Source organism: Rhodovulum sp. DZ06 (genome assembly GCF_050586345.1).
In the GTDB taxonomy this organism is placed as follows: domain Bacteria; phylum Pseudomonadota; class Alphaproteobacteria; order Rhodobacterales; family Rhodobacteraceae; genus JBOCEF01.
Genome location: NZ_JBOCEF010000031.1, coordinates 1 through 17,163, shown reverse-complemented (window position 1 = coordinate 17,163; position 17,163 = coordinate 1). Strand labels below are relative to the sequence as shown.

General features: G+C 72.7%; 15 protein-coding genes. 10 read left to right on the top strand and 5 right to left on the bottom strand.

Annotation, left to right across the window (positions count from 1 at the left end; translation table 11 throughout):
• Positions 1 to 50: 50 nt before the first annotated feature.
• The 4 genes from ACQ5SO_RS13820 to ACQ5SO_RS13805 all read left to right on the top strand — a co-directional run bounded on the left by ACQ5SO_RS13820 (position 51) and on the right by ACQ5SO_RS13805 (position 4,966).
• Positions 51 to 1,586, top strand: a complete 1,536-nt coding sequence (locus tag ACQ5SO_RS13820) for a GMC family oxidoreductase (RefSeq protein WP_430942200.1) — start codon at positions 51 to 53, stop codon at positions 1,584 to 1,586.
• Positions 1,587 to 1,784: 198 nt separating this feature from the next.
• Positions 1,785 to 2,438, top strand: a complete 654-nt coding sequence (locus ACQ5SO_RS13815) for a protein-L-isoaspartate O-methyltransferase family protein (RefSeq protein WP_430942199.1) — start codon at positions 1,785 to 1,787, stop codon at positions 2,436 to 2,438.
• Positions 2,439 to 2,717: 279 nt separating this feature from the next.
• Positions 2,718 to 4,151 (top strand): TolC family outer membrane protein, encoded by a 1,434-nt coding sequence (locus tag ACQ5SO_RS13810; RefSeq protein WP_430942198.1) that lies wholly within the window; start codon positions 2,718 to 2,720, stop codon positions 4,149 to 4,151.
• Between the two features lie 83 nt (positions 4,152 to 4,234).
• On the top strand, positions 4,235 to 4,966 hold the full coding sequence (locus ACQ5SO_RS13805) for a hypothetical protein (protein ID WP_430942197.1): 732 nt from the start codon (positions 4,235 to 4,237) through the stop codon (positions 4,964 to 4,966).
• Positions 4,967 to 5,067: 101 nt separating this feature from the next.
• On the opposite strand, the gene ACQ5SO_RS13800 is transcribed toward ACQ5SO_RS13805, so the two are convergent.
• Positions 5,068 to 6,222 (bottom strand): type III PLP-dependent enzyme, encoded by a 1,155-nt coding sequence (locus tag ACQ5SO_RS13800; RefSeq protein ID WP_430942196.1) that lies wholly within the window; start codon positions 6,220 to 6,222, stop codon positions 5,068 to 5,070.
• 241 nt (positions 6,223 to 6,463) lie between these two features.
• On the opposite strand from ACQ5SO_RS13800, the gene ACQ5SO_RS13795 reads away from it, so the two are divergent.
• On the top strand, positions 6,464 to 6,904 hold the full coding sequence (locus tag ACQ5SO_RS13795) for an Lrp/AsnC family transcriptional regulator (RefSeq protein WP_430942195.1): 441 nt from the start codon (positions 6,464 to 6,466) through the stop codon (positions 6,902 to 6,904).
• On the opposite strand, the gene ACQ5SO_RS13790 is transcribed toward ACQ5SO_RS13795, so the two are convergent.
• On the bottom strand, positions 6,871 to 7,782 hold the full coding sequence (locus ACQ5SO_RS13790; protein ID WP_430942194.1) for a GNAT family N-acetyltransferase: 912 nt from the start codon (positions 7,780 to 7,782) through the stop codon (positions 6,871 to 6,873). The genes ACQ5SO_RS13795 and ACQ5SO_RS13790 overlap by 34 nt on opposite strands.
• Before the next feature lie 63 nt (positions 7,783 to 7,845).
• Between ACQ5SO_RS13790 and ACQ5SO_RS13785 the strand changes: the two genes are divergently transcribed.
• Positions 7,846 to 7,980, top strand: a complete 135-nt coding sequence (locus tag ACQ5SO_RS13785) for a hypothetical protein (RefSeq protein ID WP_430942193.1) — start codon at positions 7,846 to 7,848, stop codon at positions 7,978 to 7,980.
• A 90-nt stretch (positions 7,981 to 8,070) separates the two neighbouring features.
• On the top strand, positions 8,071 to 10,911 hold the full coding sequence (locus tag ACQ5SO_RS13780) for a valine--tRNA ligase (RefSeq protein ID WP_430942192.1): 2,841 nt from the start codon (positions 8,071 to 8,073) through the stop codon (positions 10,909 to 10,911).
• Between the two features lie 51 nt (positions 10,912 to 10,962).
• Here the strand turns inward: ACQ5SO_RS13780 and ACQ5SO_RS13775 are convergent, their stop codons facing one another.
• The 3 genes from ACQ5SO_RS13775 to ACQ5SO_RS13765 all read right to left on the bottom strand — a co-directional run bounded on the left by ACQ5SO_RS13775 (position 10,963) and on the right by ACQ5SO_RS13765 (position 12,804).
• Positions 10,963 to 11,508, bottom strand: a complete 546-nt coding sequence (locus ACQ5SO_RS13775; protein WP_430942191.1) for a hypothetical protein — start codon at positions 11,506 to 11,508, stop codon at positions 10,963 to 10,965.
• A 96-nt stretch (positions 11,509 to 11,604) separates the two neighbouring features.
• Entirely contained in the window at positions 11,605 to 12,081 is a 477-nt protein-coding gene (locus ACQ5SO_RS13770; protein WP_430942190.1) for an anthrone oxygenase family protein, read from the bottom strand.
• Between the two features lie 90 nt (positions 12,082 to 12,171).
• Complete coding sequence (locus ACQ5SO_RS13765; protein ID WP_430942189.1) at positions 12,172 to 12,804, bottom strand: glutathione S-transferase family protein; 633 nt, start codon at positions 12,802 to 12,804, stop codon at positions 12,172 to 12,174.
• A 228-nt stretch (positions 12,805 to 13,032) separates the two neighbouring features.
• Here ACQ5SO_RS13765 and ACQ5SO_RS13760 point away from each other — a divergent pair, with 228 nt between their 5' ends.
• From ACQ5SO_RS13760 to ACQ5SO_RS13750, 3 genes are read left to right on the top strand one after another with little or no spacing between them, the layout of a single operon-like run.
• The gene (locus ACQ5SO_RS13760) at positions 13,033 to 14,163 is read left to right on the top strand and encodes an AI-2E family transporter (protein ID WP_430942188.1); all 1,131 of its coding nucleotides are present in this window, start codon (positions 13,033 to 13,035) and stop codon (positions 14,161 to 14,163) included.
• On the top strand, positions 14,160 to 14,876 hold the full coding sequence (locus tag ACQ5SO_RS13755) for a chromosomal replication initiator DnaA (RefSeq protein ID WP_430942187.1): 717 nt from the start codon (positions 14,160 to 14,162) through the stop codon (positions 14,874 to 14,876). The genes ACQ5SO_RS13760 and ACQ5SO_RS13755 overlap by 4 nt, the downstream gene beginning before the upstream one ends.
• A gap of 9 nt (positions 14,877 to 14,885) precedes the next feature.
• The gene (locus tag ACQ5SO_RS13750) at positions 14,886 to 17,078 is read left to right on the top strand and encodes an RNA degradosome polyphosphate kinase (protein ID WP_430942186.1); all 2,193 of its coding nucleotides are present in this window, start codon (positions 14,886 to 14,888) and stop codon (positions 17,076 to 17,078) included.
• Positions 17,079 to 17,163: the final 85 nt, after the last annotated feature.

The following is a 17,163-nucleotide window of genomic DNA, read 5'->3' as shown; positions in this document are numbered from 1 at the left end:
GGATCGCGGCGCCGGCCGCGGCGACGGCGCGACCGCGCCGAGGAGGGTGAATGGCCGAGGCCTGGGACATCGTCGTGATCGGGGCAGGGCCCTCGGGCGCGGCGGCGGCGGCGCGGCTGGCCGAGGAGACGCGGGCGAGCATCTGCGTGCTGGAAGCGGGCGAGCCCGCCGACAGCTGGCGCGCGCGCCTGCCCGCCTGGCAGGGCGACGCGGAACACGGGCTGGACTGGGGCCGCAGCGCCCCGCCGCAGGACCTGCTCGGCGGGCGGCGGCCCGCGCTGCCCTCGGGGCGCGGGGTCGGCGGATCCGAGCTGCTCGCCCCGCCGCTGTGGATGCGCGCCGCCCCCGAGGATTTCGACGCCTGGAACCTGCCGGGCTGGGACTGGGGCGCGCTCGGCCCCTCCTGGGCCGAGGTGGAGCGCCGCCTCGCCCCCCGTCCGCCCGCGCGCCCCGAGCCGGTCTCGGCCGCGCTGGCGGGGACCGAGGGCGTGCCGGCGGCGCCGCCCGAGCCCGCCCATACCGGCTTCGGCCTGCTGCCGGGCACCGCGCCGAGGGGCGCGCGGCGCACCACCTGGGACGCGCTCGCCGCGCCGCTCGCCGACAGGGGGCGGATCGAGCTTCTGACCGGCCGCCGGGTCGCGCGGGTGCTGTTCCGCCAGTGGCGCGCGGTGGCGGTGGAGCTGACGGATGGCAGGCGCATCACCGCCCGCGGCGGCGTGATCCTCTGCGCCGGGGCGCTGGAGACGCCGACCATCCTGATGCGCTCCGGCATCGGGCCGTCGGGGCGGATCGGCGCGCTCGGCCTGCCGGTCGCGGTCCATGTCGGGGGGGTGGGCGAGCATCTTTGCGTGCGCCCGCTGATCCGCCTCGTCCATGACGGCGGCGGGCGCGGCGGCGACTGGAAGAACGCCGCGCGCTGGCTGGTCGCCGCGGCGGGCTGGACCGGGGCCGAGAAGGGCGGGCCGCTCGGCCGCTGTCTTTATGAAGCGGGCGGCTTCCTGCGCGCGGGCCACGGCGCGGGGCCGACGGATATCGAGGCGCGGTTGCGCCTCGCGCGCCCGGACTGGCCGGTGAAGGACCGATTCGCCCCGCCGGGCCTGACGCTCGAGGCGCGGATCTGCCGCCCCGTCTCGCGCGGGCGGGTCAGCCTTGCAGGCGCCGATCCGCGGCTTGCGCCCCGGGTCGACCCGGGGCTGCTGTCGCGCGACGCCGACCGGGCGCTGATGCGGGTGGCGCTGCGCCGCCTGCGCGCGATCATCGACCGGGAGGAGTTCGAGGGCCTGGTCGGCCCCGAGGCGGCGCCGGGCCGCAAGGTCGAGGACGAGAGCGCGCTCGACGCCCTGGTGCGCCGCACGGTGATCTCGGGCGGCGAGATGGCCGGGACCTGCGCGATGGGCGCGCGCGAGGAATCGCCGCTCGACCCGCAGATGCGGGTGCGCGGGGTCGACGGGCTCTGGGTCTGCGACACCTCGGCCTTCCCGGCGCTGCCCTCGGCCGGCACCCGCGCGGCGGCGGCCGCGGCGGGCTGGCATGGCGGGGGGATGATCGCCCGCGCGCTGGCCACGGACATCCGCGATGTGGCCTGAGATGAAGCGCGCTGAGAGGATGCGGCCCGGGATGACATGCCCCGAGATGCGGCCTGCGCGGCGCGCGCCCGCGGGCCGCGCCGCCGCCGATCCCGTCGCCGATCCCGCCGCCCCCTGTTCCCAAGCGTCGCATTGCCTGCGCCCGCCGCCTGTGGCAGGAAGCCGACATTCGCCAGACCGTACGCCGGAGCCCCGCCGATGATCGACTACGAAGCCGCCCGCATCGCCATGGTTGACTGCCAGGTCCGCCCGTCCGACGTGACCAGCTTCCCCATCATCCAGGCCATGCTCTCGGTCCCGCGCGAACGCTTCGTGCCCGCCGCGCTGCGCCCGGTCTGCCATGCCGGCGGCGACCTCGCGATCGGCGGCGGCCGCACGCTGCTCGACCCGCGGGTCTTCGCAAAGATGCTCGACGCCGCCGATATCGGCCCGGACGACCTCGTCCTCGATATCGCCTGCGGCCTCGGCTACTCCTCGGCCGTGCTCGCCCGCCTCGCCGCCGCCGTGGTCGCGGTCGAGAGCGACGAGGGCCTGGCGCGCCACGCCGCCCAGACCCTGTCGGACATCGAGGCCGACACCGCGATGGTCGAGAACCGGCCCCTCGCCGAGGGCGCGCCGGAGCAGGCCCCCTACAACGTGATCTTCATCAATGGCGGGCTCGAGACGGTTCCCGCCGCCATCGCCGACCAGCTGCGCGAGGGCGGCCGCATGGTCGCCGTGGACATGTCCGACGGCGTCGGCCGGGTCTGCGTCTGGACCCGCGGCCCCGGCGGGCTGGCCCGCCGCCGCGCCTTCGACGCCACCGCGCCGGTGCTCGACGGGTTCCGGAAGAAGGCCGAGTTCGTCTTCTGATCCGCGCCCGCGCCCCCGCGGCGCAGGACCGATGCAAGGGCCCCCGTCCGCCGCGCGCGGCCGGGGGCCTTTTCATGTCCCCGAGTCATGACCCCAAAGCGGTCCGCGCCCCCGCGGCGCGGCGCCGCCGCGCCTTGCCCGCGCGCGGCGGCATGGCCACATGAACCGGGCGCGGGGCCCGCTTGACCCGGCGAAATCCGCCTTCACGCTTGGCGCGGCCCGCGCCGCTCGGGTAGGGTCGCGCCGGAACGGACAAGAAAACCCAACGAGGGCGACCAGATGAACAAGGCTCAACTCGGGGCGCGCCTGCTCCTCTCCGGCGTCGCGGCGCTGGCGTGCCAGGCCGCCGGGGCCGAAACCCTCGCCGACGCCATGGCCAAGGCGGTCACCAACCACCCCGCCATGGCATCGTCCCGCGCGGCCCTGCGCCAGGCCGATGAAGGCGTGGTCCAGGAACGGGCCGCCGGTCTCGGGACCATCAGCGGCAGCCTCGAGCTCGGCGCCTCCACCGCCGGCGGCGTGAACCAGGGTCGCGGCATGGCCCTCTCGAACCGGCTCAACGGCGCCTCGGCCGAGCTCGGCCTCATCGGCCGGCTGCCGATCTATTCCGGCGGCCAGGTCCGCTACGGCATCGCCGGGGCCGAGCAGGGCGTCGACGCCGCCCGCGCCTCGCTGGGCGAGACCGAGCAGGCGATCCTGCTCGACGCCGTCACCGCCTATGAAGACGTGCGCCGCGACATCTCCTCGGTCCAGCTGGCGCGCAACAACGTGCGCGTGATCAACGAACAGGTCCGCGCCGCGCGCGACCGTTTCGAGGTCGGCGAGGTGACCCGCACCGATGTCAGCCAGGCCGAGGCCCGCCTCGCCGCCGCGCGCTCGAACCTCGCCAACGCGGTCGGCGCGCTGGCCGCGTCGCGCCAGGCTTACCTGGCGGTGGTGGGCGAGCTGCCCGACGGGCTGACCAATCCGCCGCCGATCCCGCCGCTGCCCGAGACGCTGGACGCCGCCATCGCGCTGGCGCTGGCCGAGCACCCGGTGATGATCCGCACCCGCGCCCAGGCCCGGGCGGCGGAATACGCGGTCAAATCCGCCGTCGGCGCCGGGCTGCCCTCGGTCGAGCTCGAGGGCCGCGTCCGCTATTCCAACAGCGGGCTGCTCGGCGGCGGCTCCACCGCGGGCGAGAGCAACTCCGCCTCGGTCACCCTGACCACCACGGTCCCGCTCTGGACCGGCGGCGCGGTGGCCAGCGGCGTGCGCGAGGCGCAGGCCGCCCTCGCCGCCAGCACCGCGAACATCCACGCGGCCGCCCGGTCGATCCGCCAGCAGACCGCGCTCAGCTGGGCGCAGCTCGATGTCGCGCGCGCCTCGATCCGGGCCGCCAACCAGCAGATCCGCGCCGCGCAGATCGCCTTCGACGGCGTGCGCGAGGAAGCGACCCTCGGGGCGCGCACCACGCTCGACGTGCTCGACGCCGAGGCGGAGCTGCTCTCGGCCCGCGTCGATCTCGTGCGCTCGCGCCGGGATGAATACGTGGCCGCCTACACGCTGCTCTCGGCCATCGGCAAGCTGACGGTGCGGCACCTCGGCCTCAACGTCCCGGGCTTCGACCCCGAATCCTACATGGCGGGCGTGGATGAGAACCCGTATGAATGGGCGCAGGACGCCAGCGCCGAGCCGGAAGGCGAGTGGTCGCTGTTCGACATGCGTCCCTGAGGCCCACCCCTCCCCCCGCGTCCCAGCGTAAGGCGGCGCGCATGGTTCCCCCCCGGGGCGGCGCCGCGAAGGAGACCGAGACCATGACCCAGACCGGCGGCGATCGCCCGAATGACGAGACGGACATCCTCTCCGCGATCCGGCGGATCGTGAACGAGGAGAACGGCGGCGAACCCACCGCGCAGCCGGCCGCGCCCGCGTCCCGGGGCGGGGCCGCCGAGCCGCGCCCCGCGCTGGTGCTGACCCCGACCATGCGGGTCAATTCCTCGGATATCGACAGCGACGACCCCGCGCCGCTGGTGCTGACCCGGCGCGTCGACACGGCGCGCGAGACGCCGGCCGCGCCCGACCCCGACCAGGCCCGCGACCTGCGCGCCGCCTTCGGGCGGGAGCCGGAGCCGGAGGAGGCGCCCGCGCCGACCCTGCGCCTGCGCCCGTCGGACCGGGTGGACGAGGAGGCGCCCGCCGCCGCGCCCGAGCCGATGGCGGAGCAGGAGGCGATCCCCGAAACCGCGCCCGAGCCCGCCTGGGCGCCGGAGCCGAACCAGGCCTTCACCCCGCCCCCCGCGCCCGAAAGGCTGGCCGAGCCGCAGCCGGAGCCGGAGCCCGAGTTCTCCATCGCCGCCGAGCCCGCGGCCCCGGCGGGGCTTGGCGATCTCGCCACCATGTCGCGCGAGGAGCTGGAGACCATCGTCACCGAGCAGCTGCGCCGCGACCTGAGCGGCGAGCTCGGGGCCCGCATCTCGGCCAATATCCGCGCGCTGGTGCAGCGCGAGGTCGAGCGCGCGGTGCAGGAGGCGATGGCCGGGCGCTGAGCCCGCCTTCCGCCGGGCCCCTTCCACCGGGCGCGAAGAAAGAGGGGCGCCTCCCGGCCGGGAGGCGCCCCTTCTGCGTCCATCGCCCCCCGCGCCGCGGATCAGGCGGCCAGGAATTCCACCAGCTCGGTGCGCCGGGGCCCGTAGCCGTTGAAGGCGGTCACCGTGGCGCCGCCATAGGCGCCGAGGCCCTGGAACACCACGAAATCCCCCTCGCGGATCGCCGCGGGCAGCAGCGGCTCGCCCGGCAGCCGGTCGACCGAGTCGCAGGTCGGGCCGAACACCACCCGGCCGCGGCGCGCTCCGCGGCGCGGCTCGCCATTGCCGTCGAAGACCTCGGCGCGGGTGGCCGAGCCGAGCACCGGCGCCTCGGCCAGCCCGCCATAGACGCCGTCATTGAGGAACACCGCCCCGTCCTCGCGCACCAGCTTCACGCGGGTGACGAGGGCCATGCAGTCGCCGACCATCGCGCGGCCCGGCTCGCAGACCAGCGCGGGGCGGGCGTCGCCGAAGGTCCGCTGCGCCGCCTCGTCGATCGCGGCGAAGAAGGTCTCGAGCGGCGCCGGGGCCGCCTGGCGGTGCGCCGGGAAGCCGCCGCCGACATTGAGGCGGGCGATCGTCACGCCCGCGGCGGCGGCGATCCGGCCCGCGGCCTCGATATAGCGCACGAAGGCGTCGGGGGACTCGCACTGCGTGCCCGGATGGAAGGAGAGCGACGGGACGTAGCCGCGCCGCGCGGCTTCGGCCAGCAGCTCGGCGGCCTTGTCTTCCGAGGCGCCGAACTTGGCGCCGAAATCATAGACCCCGCCCTTCACCGGCAGGCGGAAGCGGATCGACAGCTCGACCCCGCCCTCCACCGCGTCGGGGGCCACGGTCTCGGCGATCTTCGCCAGCTCCGCCGCGCTGTCGACGGCATAGGCGCGGACCCCGTGCGCGACGGCGAAGGCCAGCTCGGCGCGCGACTTGATCGGGTTGTGATAGTGCAGAGCCGCCTCGGGGCAGAGGCGGCGGATCATCTCGATCTCGGCCGGGGAGGCGACGTCGAAGCCGCGCAGGCCCGCGCCGATCAGCGCCAGCAGCACCTGCGGCGCGGGGTTCGATTTCACAGCGTAGGTCACCAGCCCCGGGAAGCCGTCCAGGAACCGTTCCGCCGTCGCCGTCGCCGCGGACGGGGCGTAGAGGAACGCGGGCTCGTCGGGGGTTTCAGCGGCGATGAAGGCCTGGGGGCAGGTCCAGACGGGGGCGGTGATGGACATGGCGCGTCGAGGGCTCCGATCCTGGGGGTGCAAGGGGGATGCGCGCGCCCGGGGTTCGGGGCGGCGTCTCGGGGATGATCAACTCTCGGGGTCGTCGGGAGGGAAGGGGCGGGGCGCGGACGCCCCGTGGCGCTGGGGAGTATATGAAGGCGATACCGTTCGAATGAAAGTGGCGGACTGATGCGTTGATATGACAATATGCCCAAAGCATCGTCTTTTTGTCAGATCGGAGCCGGGGCCCATGGCCGTCACCCTTGATGATACCGACCGCGCGCTGCTCGCCGCGCTGGCGCGCAACGCCCGGATGCCGGCGACCGAGCTGGCCCGCAAGCTCGGCGTCGCGCGCACCACGGTGCAGGCGCGAATCGACCGGCTGGAGACGGCGGGCGTGATCCGGGGCTACACCGTGAAGACCGCGATCGGCCCGGGCGCGATGATCCGCGCCTACGTGCTGATCCAGGTGGAGCCGCGCCGCACCGCCGCCGTCGCCGCCGCGCTGCAACGGATCGCGGAGCTCGAGAGCCTGCACACCACCTCCGGCCGCTTCGACCTCGCCGCGCAGATCGGCGCGCCGGACACGCAGCTTCTCGACGATGCGCTCGACCGCATCGGGCTGATCGAGGGCGTCGTGGGGATGGAGACGCTGGTTCAGCTCGCCACCAAGGTCGACCGGCGCTGGTGAGCGCGCGGCGCGAAGAGGGCGGAGCCGGGGGCGCGGATCCAGGTCGCCCCGAGCGGGCGCGGCGCGGCGCCCGAGCCGAGCTTGAACCGCGCGAGGTCGGGGTGCGTTTCGGTGTCCACCGGCCCGAGGTCGAGCGTGGTGCAGCCCTGGTCCGCCAGCCACTCCGCCGCGCGCCAGAGCAGCAGGTTATGGGCGTTGCGCGCCCGCCCCTCCGGCCCCGACCAGCCGAGGAACCAGGTGGCGCCCGGCGCGTGCAGCAGGAACAGCATGTGGGCGACGGGCGCGCCCCTGTGCAGCGCCTCGAACAGCATCGCGCCGCCCGGGTTGGCGCTGGCGAAAGCGGCGGCGAAGCGGGGCGGCAAGCCCTTGTAGCCGCGGGCGCGGCGCTGCAGCGCCTCCTCGATCAGCGCCGGGTGGGCGGGGTCCGGGGGCAGGGCGCGGCGGCGGATCTTCAGCGGCTCGGCCTCGGCCTTGCGCAGCCGGTTGCGCCATTTCTGCGCGGCGGCGGCGCGGCGGAGGAGCTCAGGCCGCGCCAGGTCCAGCTCCGCCAGGTGCAGCGGCGTGCGCACGGGGGCGAATCCCGCGGCCCCGAGCTCCTGCGCCGTGTCGGGCGTCGCGATCAGCGCCCGGAGCGGCCCGAAGGGCAGGGCGCGGTGCAGCGCCGCCATCTCCTCGGCGGCGATGTCCGCGCGGGAGGTCAGCGCCGCGCCCCCCAGCCGCCCCAGGGGCCGCTGGAGGGTCAGCGCCCGCGCGCCCGAGGGGAACAGGGCCACGCGCGCCTCGCGCCCCAGCGCGGCGAGGGCGGCGGCATAGGCCGGGTGCTGCTGCAGCGCCGCCCCGCCCGGGGCCGCGGCGCCGGGACGCCAGGTGATTTTCATGAGCGCCAGCAGACCCGCCCCGGGTTAACCTCGCGCTAACCGCGGGCGGCGGAGCATGGCGCCATGAAACCCGTCCTCGGCCACCTGATCCCCGCCCCGCGCGTCACGCCCGCCGCCGCGGGGCTGCTCGCGCTCTGGCTCTGCACCCCCTTCGCGCTGCTCGCGGCGCTGGAATTCGCCCTTCGCGCCCTGTTCTGACCCCTCGCGGCCCCTCGCCCCCTTTCCCCGGACCGCGCAGAGGGGTAAACCCCGCGGCAGAACAGGAATGCATGGGATGCGGGACGAACCATGAGCATGGACAAGAGCTTCGACCTCGCCTCGGAGCGGGACATCTACCAGCGCTGGGAATCCGAGGGCCGTTTCAAGGCCGGCGCCGGCGCGAAACCGGGCGCCGAGAGCTTCTGCATCGTGATCCCGCCGCCCAATGTCACGGGCTCCCTGCACATGGGCCACGCGCTCAACAACACGCTCCAGGACATCCTGGTGCGCTGGAAACGGATGCAGGGCTTCGACACCCTCTGGCAGCCGGGGCAGGACCATGCGGGCATCGCCACCCAGATGGTGGTCGAGCGCAAGCTGGCCGCCGAGGGCCAGCCGTCCCGCCGCGAGATGGGCCGCGACGCCTTCACCGCCAAGGTGTGGGAGTGGAAGCAGGAATCCGGCGACACGATCATGAACCAGCTGAAGCGCCTCGGCGCCTCCTGCGACTGGTCGCGCAACGCCTTCACCATGTCCGGCGCCCCGGGCGCGCCCAAGGGCGAGGGCGGCAATTTCCACGACGCCGTTTTGAAAGTGTTCGTGGGGCTTTACAAGGACGGGCTCATCTACCGTGACAAGCGGCTGGTGAACTGGGATCCGCATTTCGAGACGGCGATCTCCGATCTCGAGGTCGAGCAGGTCGAGCAGAACGGCAACCTCTGGCGCTTCCGCTACACCCTAGCCGACGGGGTCACCTACAAGCACCCGATCGTCACCGAGGGCGAGGGCGAGGAGGCCGTCACCCGCAACTGGACCGAGGAAGACGGCGCCCCGACCGCGTGGGAGGAGCGCGACTACCTCGTCGTCGCCACCACCCGCCCCGAGACGATGCTGGGCGATACCGGCGTCGCGGTGAACCCCGAGGATCCGCGCTACAAGGACCTCGTGGGCAAGGACGTCGTGCTGCCGCTGGTCGGCCGCCGCATCCCCATCGTGGCGGACGACTACGCCGACCCGACCAAGGGCACCGGCGCGGTGAAGATCACGCCCGCCCATGATTTCAACGACTTCGAGGTCGGCAAGCGCACGGGCCTGCGCGTCATCAACGTGATGGACAGCAAGGCGCACATGTTGCTCGGCTCGAATGTCGACTTCCTCGAGGGCTGCGATCCGACCCCCGACGCGATGGCGCTGCACGGCATGGACCGTCACGCCGCCCGCAAGCAGGTGATCGCGCTGGCCGAGGAGCAGGGCTGGCTCGACGGCATCGACGCCGAGAAGCACATGGTTCCGCATGGCGACCGCTCGAAGGTCGTGATCGAGCCCTGGCTGACCGACCAGTGGTTCGTCGACGCCAAGACGCTGGCGCAGCCGGCGCTCGAGGCCGTGCGCTCGGGCGAGACCGTCTTCGCGCCGAAGAACTGGGAGAAGACCTACTTCCAGTGGCTTGAAAACATCGAGCCCTGGTGCGTGTCGCGCCAGCTGTGGTGGGGTCACCAGATCCCGGTCTGGTATGCGCCCGACGGCACCCCGTTCTGCGAGGCCTCCGAGGAAGAGGCGCTGGCCGCCGCCGAGGCGCATTTCGGCGAGAAGGTCGAGCTGACCCGCGACCCCGACGTGCTCGACACCTGGTTCTCCTCCGGCCTCTGGCCCTTCGGCACCCTGGGCTGGCCCGAGAAGACCTCGGAGCTGGAGCGGTTCTACCAGACCGACGTGCTGATCACCGGCTTCGACATCATCTTCTTCTGGGTCGCCCGGATGATGATGATGGGCATGCACTTCATGAAGGACGACGCGGGCAAGCCGATCCCGCCCTTCCACACGGTCTATGTCCACGCCCTCGTCCGCGACGAGAAGGGCAAGAAGATGTCGAAGTCCGTGGGCAACGTCATCGACCCGCTGGACCTGATCGACGAATACGGCGCGGATGCCGTGCGCTTCACGCTGACCTCGATGGCCGCCATGGGGCGGGACATCAAGCTGGCCGTGAGCCGCGTCGCGGGCTACCGCAACTTCGTCACCAAGATCTGGAACGCCGCCCGCTTCGCGGAGATGAACGAAGCCAAGCCGGTTCCGGGCTTCGACCCCGCCTCGGTGAAGCTGCCGCTCAACCGCTGGATCGTGGGCGAAACCGCCCGCGCCCGCGTCGCGCTGGACGAGGCGCTGACCGCGTATCGCTATAACGACGCCGCCAACGGGCTTTACGCCCATGTCTGGGGCGTGGTCTGCGACTGGTACGTGGAATTCGCCAAGCCGCTACTGATGGGCGAGGACGAGGCGGCCAAGGCCGAGACCCGGGCCACGCTTGCATGGGCCATCGACCAGTGCCTGGTGCTGCTGCACCCGATCATGCCCTTCGTGACCGAGGCGCTCTGGGACCAGATCGCCGAGCGCGACGCGCCGCTGATCCACACCGCCTGGCCGACCTATGGGGCGGAACTGGCGGATGCGGAGGCCGACGCCGCCACCGCCTGGACCATCAAGCTGATCGAGGAGATCCGCTCGGTCCGCGCCGAGATGAACGTGCCCGCGGGGGCCAAGCTGCCGCTGGTCGCGGTCGAGGCGGATGCGGCCGCCGAGGCGCGCCTCGCGCAGGACCTGCCGCTGATCCAGCGCCTGGCGCGGGTCGAGGAGATCCAGCGCGCGGACGCCGCGCCCAGGGGCTCGGCCGCGCTGTCGGTGGCGGGGGCCACGCTGTGCCTGCCGCTGGCCGGGGTCATCGACGGGGCGGCCGAGAAGGCGCGCCTCGACAAGGCCGTGGCCAAGCTGAAGAAGGAGATCGGCGGGCTGAAGGGCAAGCTCTCGAACGAGAAGTTCCTCGCCAAGGCCCCGGAAGAGGTGGTGGAGGAGAACCGCGAGCGTCTCGCCGCCGCCGAGGCCGAGTGCGCCAAGCTCGAAGCCGCCGCGGCCCGGGCGGCCGAGCTGGTCTGACCCCGCGATCCTTGAAGCGTGAAGGGCCGCCCCCGACCGGGGCGGCCCTTTTCATTTGCCCTCGGCGTGATGGCGCAGGGAGCGGATGAAGCCGTCGATCTCCCGCGCCAGGTCCGACACCCCGAAGCCGTCCACCCCGGGCAGCGCGCCGGGGGCGAGGGCGGCGAGGGCGTGGCGCCGCGCCGCCTCCTCGGCCTCCAAGAGCGGCAGCCGGGCGGCGGCGACCAACAGCTCCACCCGCGCCTGCACCGCGCGCATCCCCGCGAAAGCGTCGATCATGGGGGCGAGGAGCGCGGGGTCGTCGCGCCAGGATGTTCCGGCGAACAGCTCCTGGACCACGCGCTGCCCGGCGCCGCCGCACCCGTAAGCGGCGCAGCCGGAAAACCCCTCATGCTCAAGGCGTTCGTGAATGGAGCAAAGGTGGCGTGAGAGGTTGGGGCAGGGCGTTCCCGCTGGCTTGTCGAAGCCGAAGCGTTCGCCCTTGTCGAAGGCCAGCGCCACGCAGCACAGCGCCGCGCAGGCGCTGCAATCGGGGACCAGCGAAGCGGCGGCGTCCCATGCCGCCTCCGGTCCCGCCGCCGATGCGCCGCTCGTCATCCTCGCCCCTTTCGAAAACCCTCTCCGGTCCCGTCTAGCGCGGCGCGGCCGGGCGCGAAAGGGCCGGACGCAAGGGGCCCGAGGCGAGGGCTCGCATCAGCGCCCCGCCTCCTGCCGCCACAGCGCGGGCAGCGCCAGCGCGAAGCCCGCCAGCGACAGGCCGAGCCGCAGGTGGTTGAGCCAGGTCCAGCGCGCGAGGAACGCGGCGACGTCCACCGGCGGCGCGGCGGGGTCCCAGAGGGCCATCTCCCGGTTCATCGGCACGTTGCCCAGCGCCGTCACCGCGAAGGCCCCGAGGTAAAGCGCCAGCGCCGCCGCCAGCCAGGGCCGGGCCGCGCGGCCGCCCGCCGCCACGGCCAGCGCCCCGAGGGGGATCGCGCCGAAGAAGGCGGCGCCGAACCAGGCGTTGCGGACCGCCTCGTTGATCGCCTGCATCGCCTCGACATAGACCGCCGCCGGCACGCGGGCGAGGCCGTTGGCGCCCGAGAAGCTCCAGGCGAAGAAGAACCCGGCCATCAGGCCCAGCGACAGGATGAAGGGAAAGACGAGGGCGCGGCGAAGGGCGGGCGTCATGGGAAAAAACTCCGGGCATGAAAAAAGGAAGCGGGTCGAACCCGCTTCCTTCTACACGTCCCGGCGCGGCGCGCCCGTCGCGATTTCGTCTCAGCCCGCGGCGGCGTCCTTGGCGGCCTTGGCGGCCGCCTTGCCCTTCGCCATCGCCGCGCCCAGCGCCGGGCGGGCGCGCACGCGGTCGAAATAGTCCTTCGCCTTGCCCGCCGGGATCTCGTACTTGCAGCCGTACTCCATCCAGTTCGCCAGGTGCCCGGCGATGATGTCCGGGACGGTGAAGGTCGCTCCCATCAGGTACGGGCCCTCGCCCAGCAGCTTCTCAAGCGCCGCCACCGCGCGCATCGCCTGCGCCTCGCACTGGGGCAGGATCGCGGGGATGCGCTGGTCCTCGGGCAGCACCATGCGGTTCTTGAAATCGGTCCAGAGCGCGCCCTCGATGTCGTCGAGCAGGAAGAACGTCGCCCGATCCTGCGCCGCGCGCTCGGGGCTGCCGGCGGGGAAGGTCAGCGCGCCGTGCTTGTCGGCGAGGTAGTGCAGGATCGCGCTGCTGTCGGCGACCGAGACGTCGCCGTCGCCCAGCGCCGGGTTCTTGCCCAGCGGGTTGTGGCGGTAGATCTCCTCCGAATGCGGACCGCAGGGGATGATCTCGTAATCCTGCCCGAGCTCCTCGAGCATCCACAGCACGCGGGCGGTGCGGTTCAGCGGGCTTCCGTAGACTTTGTACATGGGGGCCTCCCGGGGGGGCGCGCCCGCTGCGGGGCGCTTGTCGGTTCGAAAAGGGAACGCGCCTAGCATGGGGGGCGCCGGGGGCGCGGTCAAGCGCCCCGCGCCCGCTGCGCGCGCTTGCATCGCGGCGCGGCTTGGGCCACCTGTGAACAGGCCCGCCCCGGACCGCCGTCCGCGGCGCGGCCCTGCATTGGCGCATACGGGTTTTCCAGGACGGAGCGGTTGAACATGACCATGAGCGTGGGCGAACAGGTGCGGTGGTGGAGCGTGGGCTTCGCCGTGTTCATCGCCTTCCTGTGGGTGTTCTCCAACGTGCTGACCCCGTTCCTGGCCGGGGCGGCGATGGCCTATTTCCTCGACCCGCTGGCCGACCGGCTGGAGGCGAAGGGGCTGAGCCGCGCGCTCGCCACCGTCATCATCTCCACCGTCGCCTTCGGCGGCGTCTCGGCGCTGCTGATCATGATCGTGCCCGAGGCCTTCGCCCAGCTGCGCGACCTGATCGAGGCGCTGCCGGGCTATGCGCAGGCGGTGCGGGAATTCGTGTTCGAGCGGTATCCGCACCTGTTCGAGGAGGGCAGCGCCTTCGACACCGCCGCCCAGGCGATCAAGGAGAACATCTCGCAGTGGTCCTCGACCCTGCTGGAGCGGGCGTGGTCGAGCGGCCTCGCGATCATCGACTTCCTGTCGCTGCTGGTGATCACGCCGGTGGTGGCGTTCTACCTGCTGCTGGACTGGGACCACCTGGTCGCGCGGGTGGACCAGTGGGCGCCGCGCGACCACCTGCCTGTGGTGCGCAAGCTGGCGCGGGACATCGACAGCGTGCTGGCGGGCTTCGTGCGCGGACAGCTGTCGGTCTGCGCCATCCTCGGGCTGTTCTACGCCGCGGCGCTGATGCTGATCGGGCTGGATTTCGGGCTGCTGGTCGGCCTTTTCGCGGGCTTGCTGTCCTTCATCCCCTTCGTCGGCGCGCTGATGGGCGGGGCCGCCTCGATCGGCCTCGCCATCGCGCAGTTCTGGGGCGAATGGGGGATGATCGCCGCGGTGGCGGTGGTCTTCGGCATCGGCCAGGTGGCGGAGGGCAATTACCTGACGCCCAAACTGGTGGGCGGATCCGTGGGCCTGCACCCGGTGGCGCTGATGTTCGCGCTCTCGGCCTTCGGGGCGCTGCTGGGCTTCACCGGCCTGCTGATCGCCGTCCCGGCCGCGGCCTGCATCGGCGTGCTGGGGCGCTTCGCGCTGGATCAGTACACCTCCGGGCGGCTCTATCGCGGGTATTCCGCGCCCGAGGACGACGCGGATGGCGGCCCGGTCGACCGCGACGCGCCGCCGCCGCCCTCGGACCGCAGGTTCGGCGCATGAGGGGCGCGTCCCAGATCCCCATCCCGCTCCATCTCGGGGCCGCGCGCGGGCGCGACAGCTTCCAGGTGTCTTCGTGCAACGAGGACGCGCTGGAGGTCGTCGACAACTGGCGCGAATGGCCCCGGCTGCGCATGGCGCTGAGCGGCCCGCCCGGGTCGGGCAAGTCGCATCTGCTGGAGATCTGGGCCTCCGAGACCGGGGCGGCGCGGCTGCGCGGGCGCGACCTCGCGGCCGCCGACCTTCCGGCGCTCGCCTCCATCGGCGCGGTGGCGGTGGACGACGCCGACGCGGTCGTGGCCGAGGGGCCGGAGGCTGAAACGGCCCTCTTCCACCTCTACAACCTGATGGAGCAGGAGGGCGGCGCGCTGCTTCTGGCCGCGCGCGAGGCGCCGGCGCGCTGGGGCGCCAGGCTGCCCGACCTCGCCTCGCGCCTCGCCGCCATGCCGCTCGCGCGGCTCGAGCGCCCGGACGAGGCGCTGATCCGCTGGGCCTCGCTCAAGCTCTTCGCCGACCGGCAATTGTCGGCGCCCCCCGCCGCGGTGCTGGCGCTGGCCGAACTCGCCGGCGCCGACCTCGCGGCGCTGGAACGCGCGGTGGCCCGCATCGACGCCGCCGCCCTCGCCTCGCGCCGCAAGGTCTCGGCCGCGCTGGTGCGCGAGGTTTTGTCCGACCCGGCCGCCGAGCGCGACGAAACCGTCACAGGAATGAAGTAACACCCCGCCATGCGAGCAGATTTCCTCCACCACGCCTGCGGTCCCGCCTCCGCCCACCCGGCCCCCGAATTCGACCATTCGGGGCCCGAGCGCTTCTTCAACCGCGAGCTGTCCTGGCTCGCCTTCAACTGGCGCGTCCTGGAAGAGGCGACGAACCGCGACCACCCGCTGCTGGAGCGGCTGCGGTTCCTGTCGATCTCGGGCTCGAACCTCGACGAGTTCTACACCGTGCGCGTCGCGGGCCTGCGCGGCCTGCGCCGGGCGGGGGTGGAGACGGCCTCCGCCGACGGCATGACGCCGGCGCAGCAGCTCGAGAAGATCGACGAGGACGCCCGCGCCCTGATGGCCAGCCAGCAGGAGGCCTGGCGGTCCCTGAGGGGCGAGATGGCCGAGGAGCGGATCCAGGTCATCGACCGCAAGGACCTGACCCAGGCCGACATCGCGCGGCTGGAGCGCTACTTCCTCGACCAGGTGTTCCCGGTGCTGACGCCGCTGGCCATCGACCCGGCGCACCCGTTCCCCTTCATCCCCAACATGGGCTTCGCCCTGGCGCTGCAGCTGCGCCGGGAGATGGATGACGAACCGCTCGAGGCGCTGCTGCCGGTGCCCGCGCAGGTGAAACGCTTCGTGCAGGTGGAAGGGGGCCGCCCCGACGTGCTGCGCTTCCTGCCGCTCGAGGAGCTGCTGCAGGTGTTCCTCTCGGCCCTGTTCCCCGGCTACCGCATGGTCGGCCACGCCGCCTTCCGGGTGCTGCGCGACAGCGATCTGGAGGTCGAGGAAGAGGCCGAGGACCTGGTGCGGGAATTCGAGATCGCCCTGAAGCGCCGCCGCCGCGGCGAGGTGATCCGCCTGACCATCGCCGCGGGCGCGCCGCGGGACCTCAAGGAAATGATCGCGGACGAGCTGCACGTGCAGCGCGACGAGGTGATCGAGGTCGACGGCCTCGTCGGCATCAAGGACCTGTCGGAGCTGGTGATCAAGGACCGCCCCGAATTCCTGTTCACCCCCTACACCCCGCGGATGCCCGAGCGGGTGAAGGACCATGGCGGCGACATCTTCAGCGCGATCCGCCAGAAGGACATGCTGCTGCACCACCCCTACGAGAGCTTTTCCATCGTGGTGAAGTTCCTCGAACAGGCGGCGCGGGACCCGGACGTGGTGGCGATCAAGCAGACGCTCTATCGCACCTCCTCCAACTCTCCCATCGTCTCGGCGCTGTGCGAGGCGGCCGAGGACGGCAAGTCGGTCACCGCCCTCGTGGAGCTCAAGGCCCGCTTCGACGAGGCCGCCAATATCCGCCAGTCCCGGATGCTGGAGCGCGCGGGCGCGCAGGTCGTCTACGGCTTCATCGACTGGAAGGTGCACGCCAAGTGCTCGATGGTCGTGCGGCGCGAGGGGGGCGAGCTGGTGACCTACACCCATTGGGGCACCGGCAACTACCATCCCATCACGGCCAACATCTACACCGACCTGTCGCTGTTCACCTGCGACCCGGATCTTGGCCGCGACGCCGCGCGGCTCTTCAACTTCACCACCGGCTATGCCGAGCCGATGGGGCTCGAGGCCCTGCGGATGTCGCCGAAGACGCTGAAATCCACGCTGCTCGAAGGGCTCGAGCGCGAGGCCGCCCATGCCGCCGCGGGCCGCCCGGCGCGGGTCTGGGTCAAGGTCAACTCGCTGATCGAGCCGGTGGTGGTCGACGCGCTCTACAAGGCGTCGCAGGCCGGGGTGAAGATCGACCTGTGCGTGCGCGGCATCTGCGGCGTGCGCCCCGGGGTGCCGGGCCTGTCCGAGAACATCCGGGTGAAATCCATCGTCGGGCGGTTCCTTGAGCATTCGCGCATCGTCTGCTTCGGCAATGGCGGCGAGCTGCCGGGCCCGAAGGCCGAGGTCTGGATCTCCTCCGCCGACTGGATGGGGCGGAACCTCAACCGGCGGGTCGAGACGCTGGTCCCGGTGCGCAACGACACGGTCAAGCGGCAGATCCTGGGCCAGGTGATGGCGGCCAATTTCCGCGACGAGGCGCAGAGCTGGGTGCTCCAGCCCGACGGCGTCTGGATCCGCGCGGAGGTCCCGCAGGACGAGGAGTCGTTCAGCGCCCATGCCTTCTTCATGAAGCACCCGTCGCTGTCGGGCCGCGGCCGCGCCGGGATCGAGGACGCCCCCGAGCTGGTCAAGCCGGAGGCCGAGCGCGAGGCCTGAGGGCAGGGGGGGGGGGGGGGGGGGGGGGGGAGGAAACAACTAACCCAGGACGAAAAAAAAAAGAAAAAAAAACCAAACACCCAAC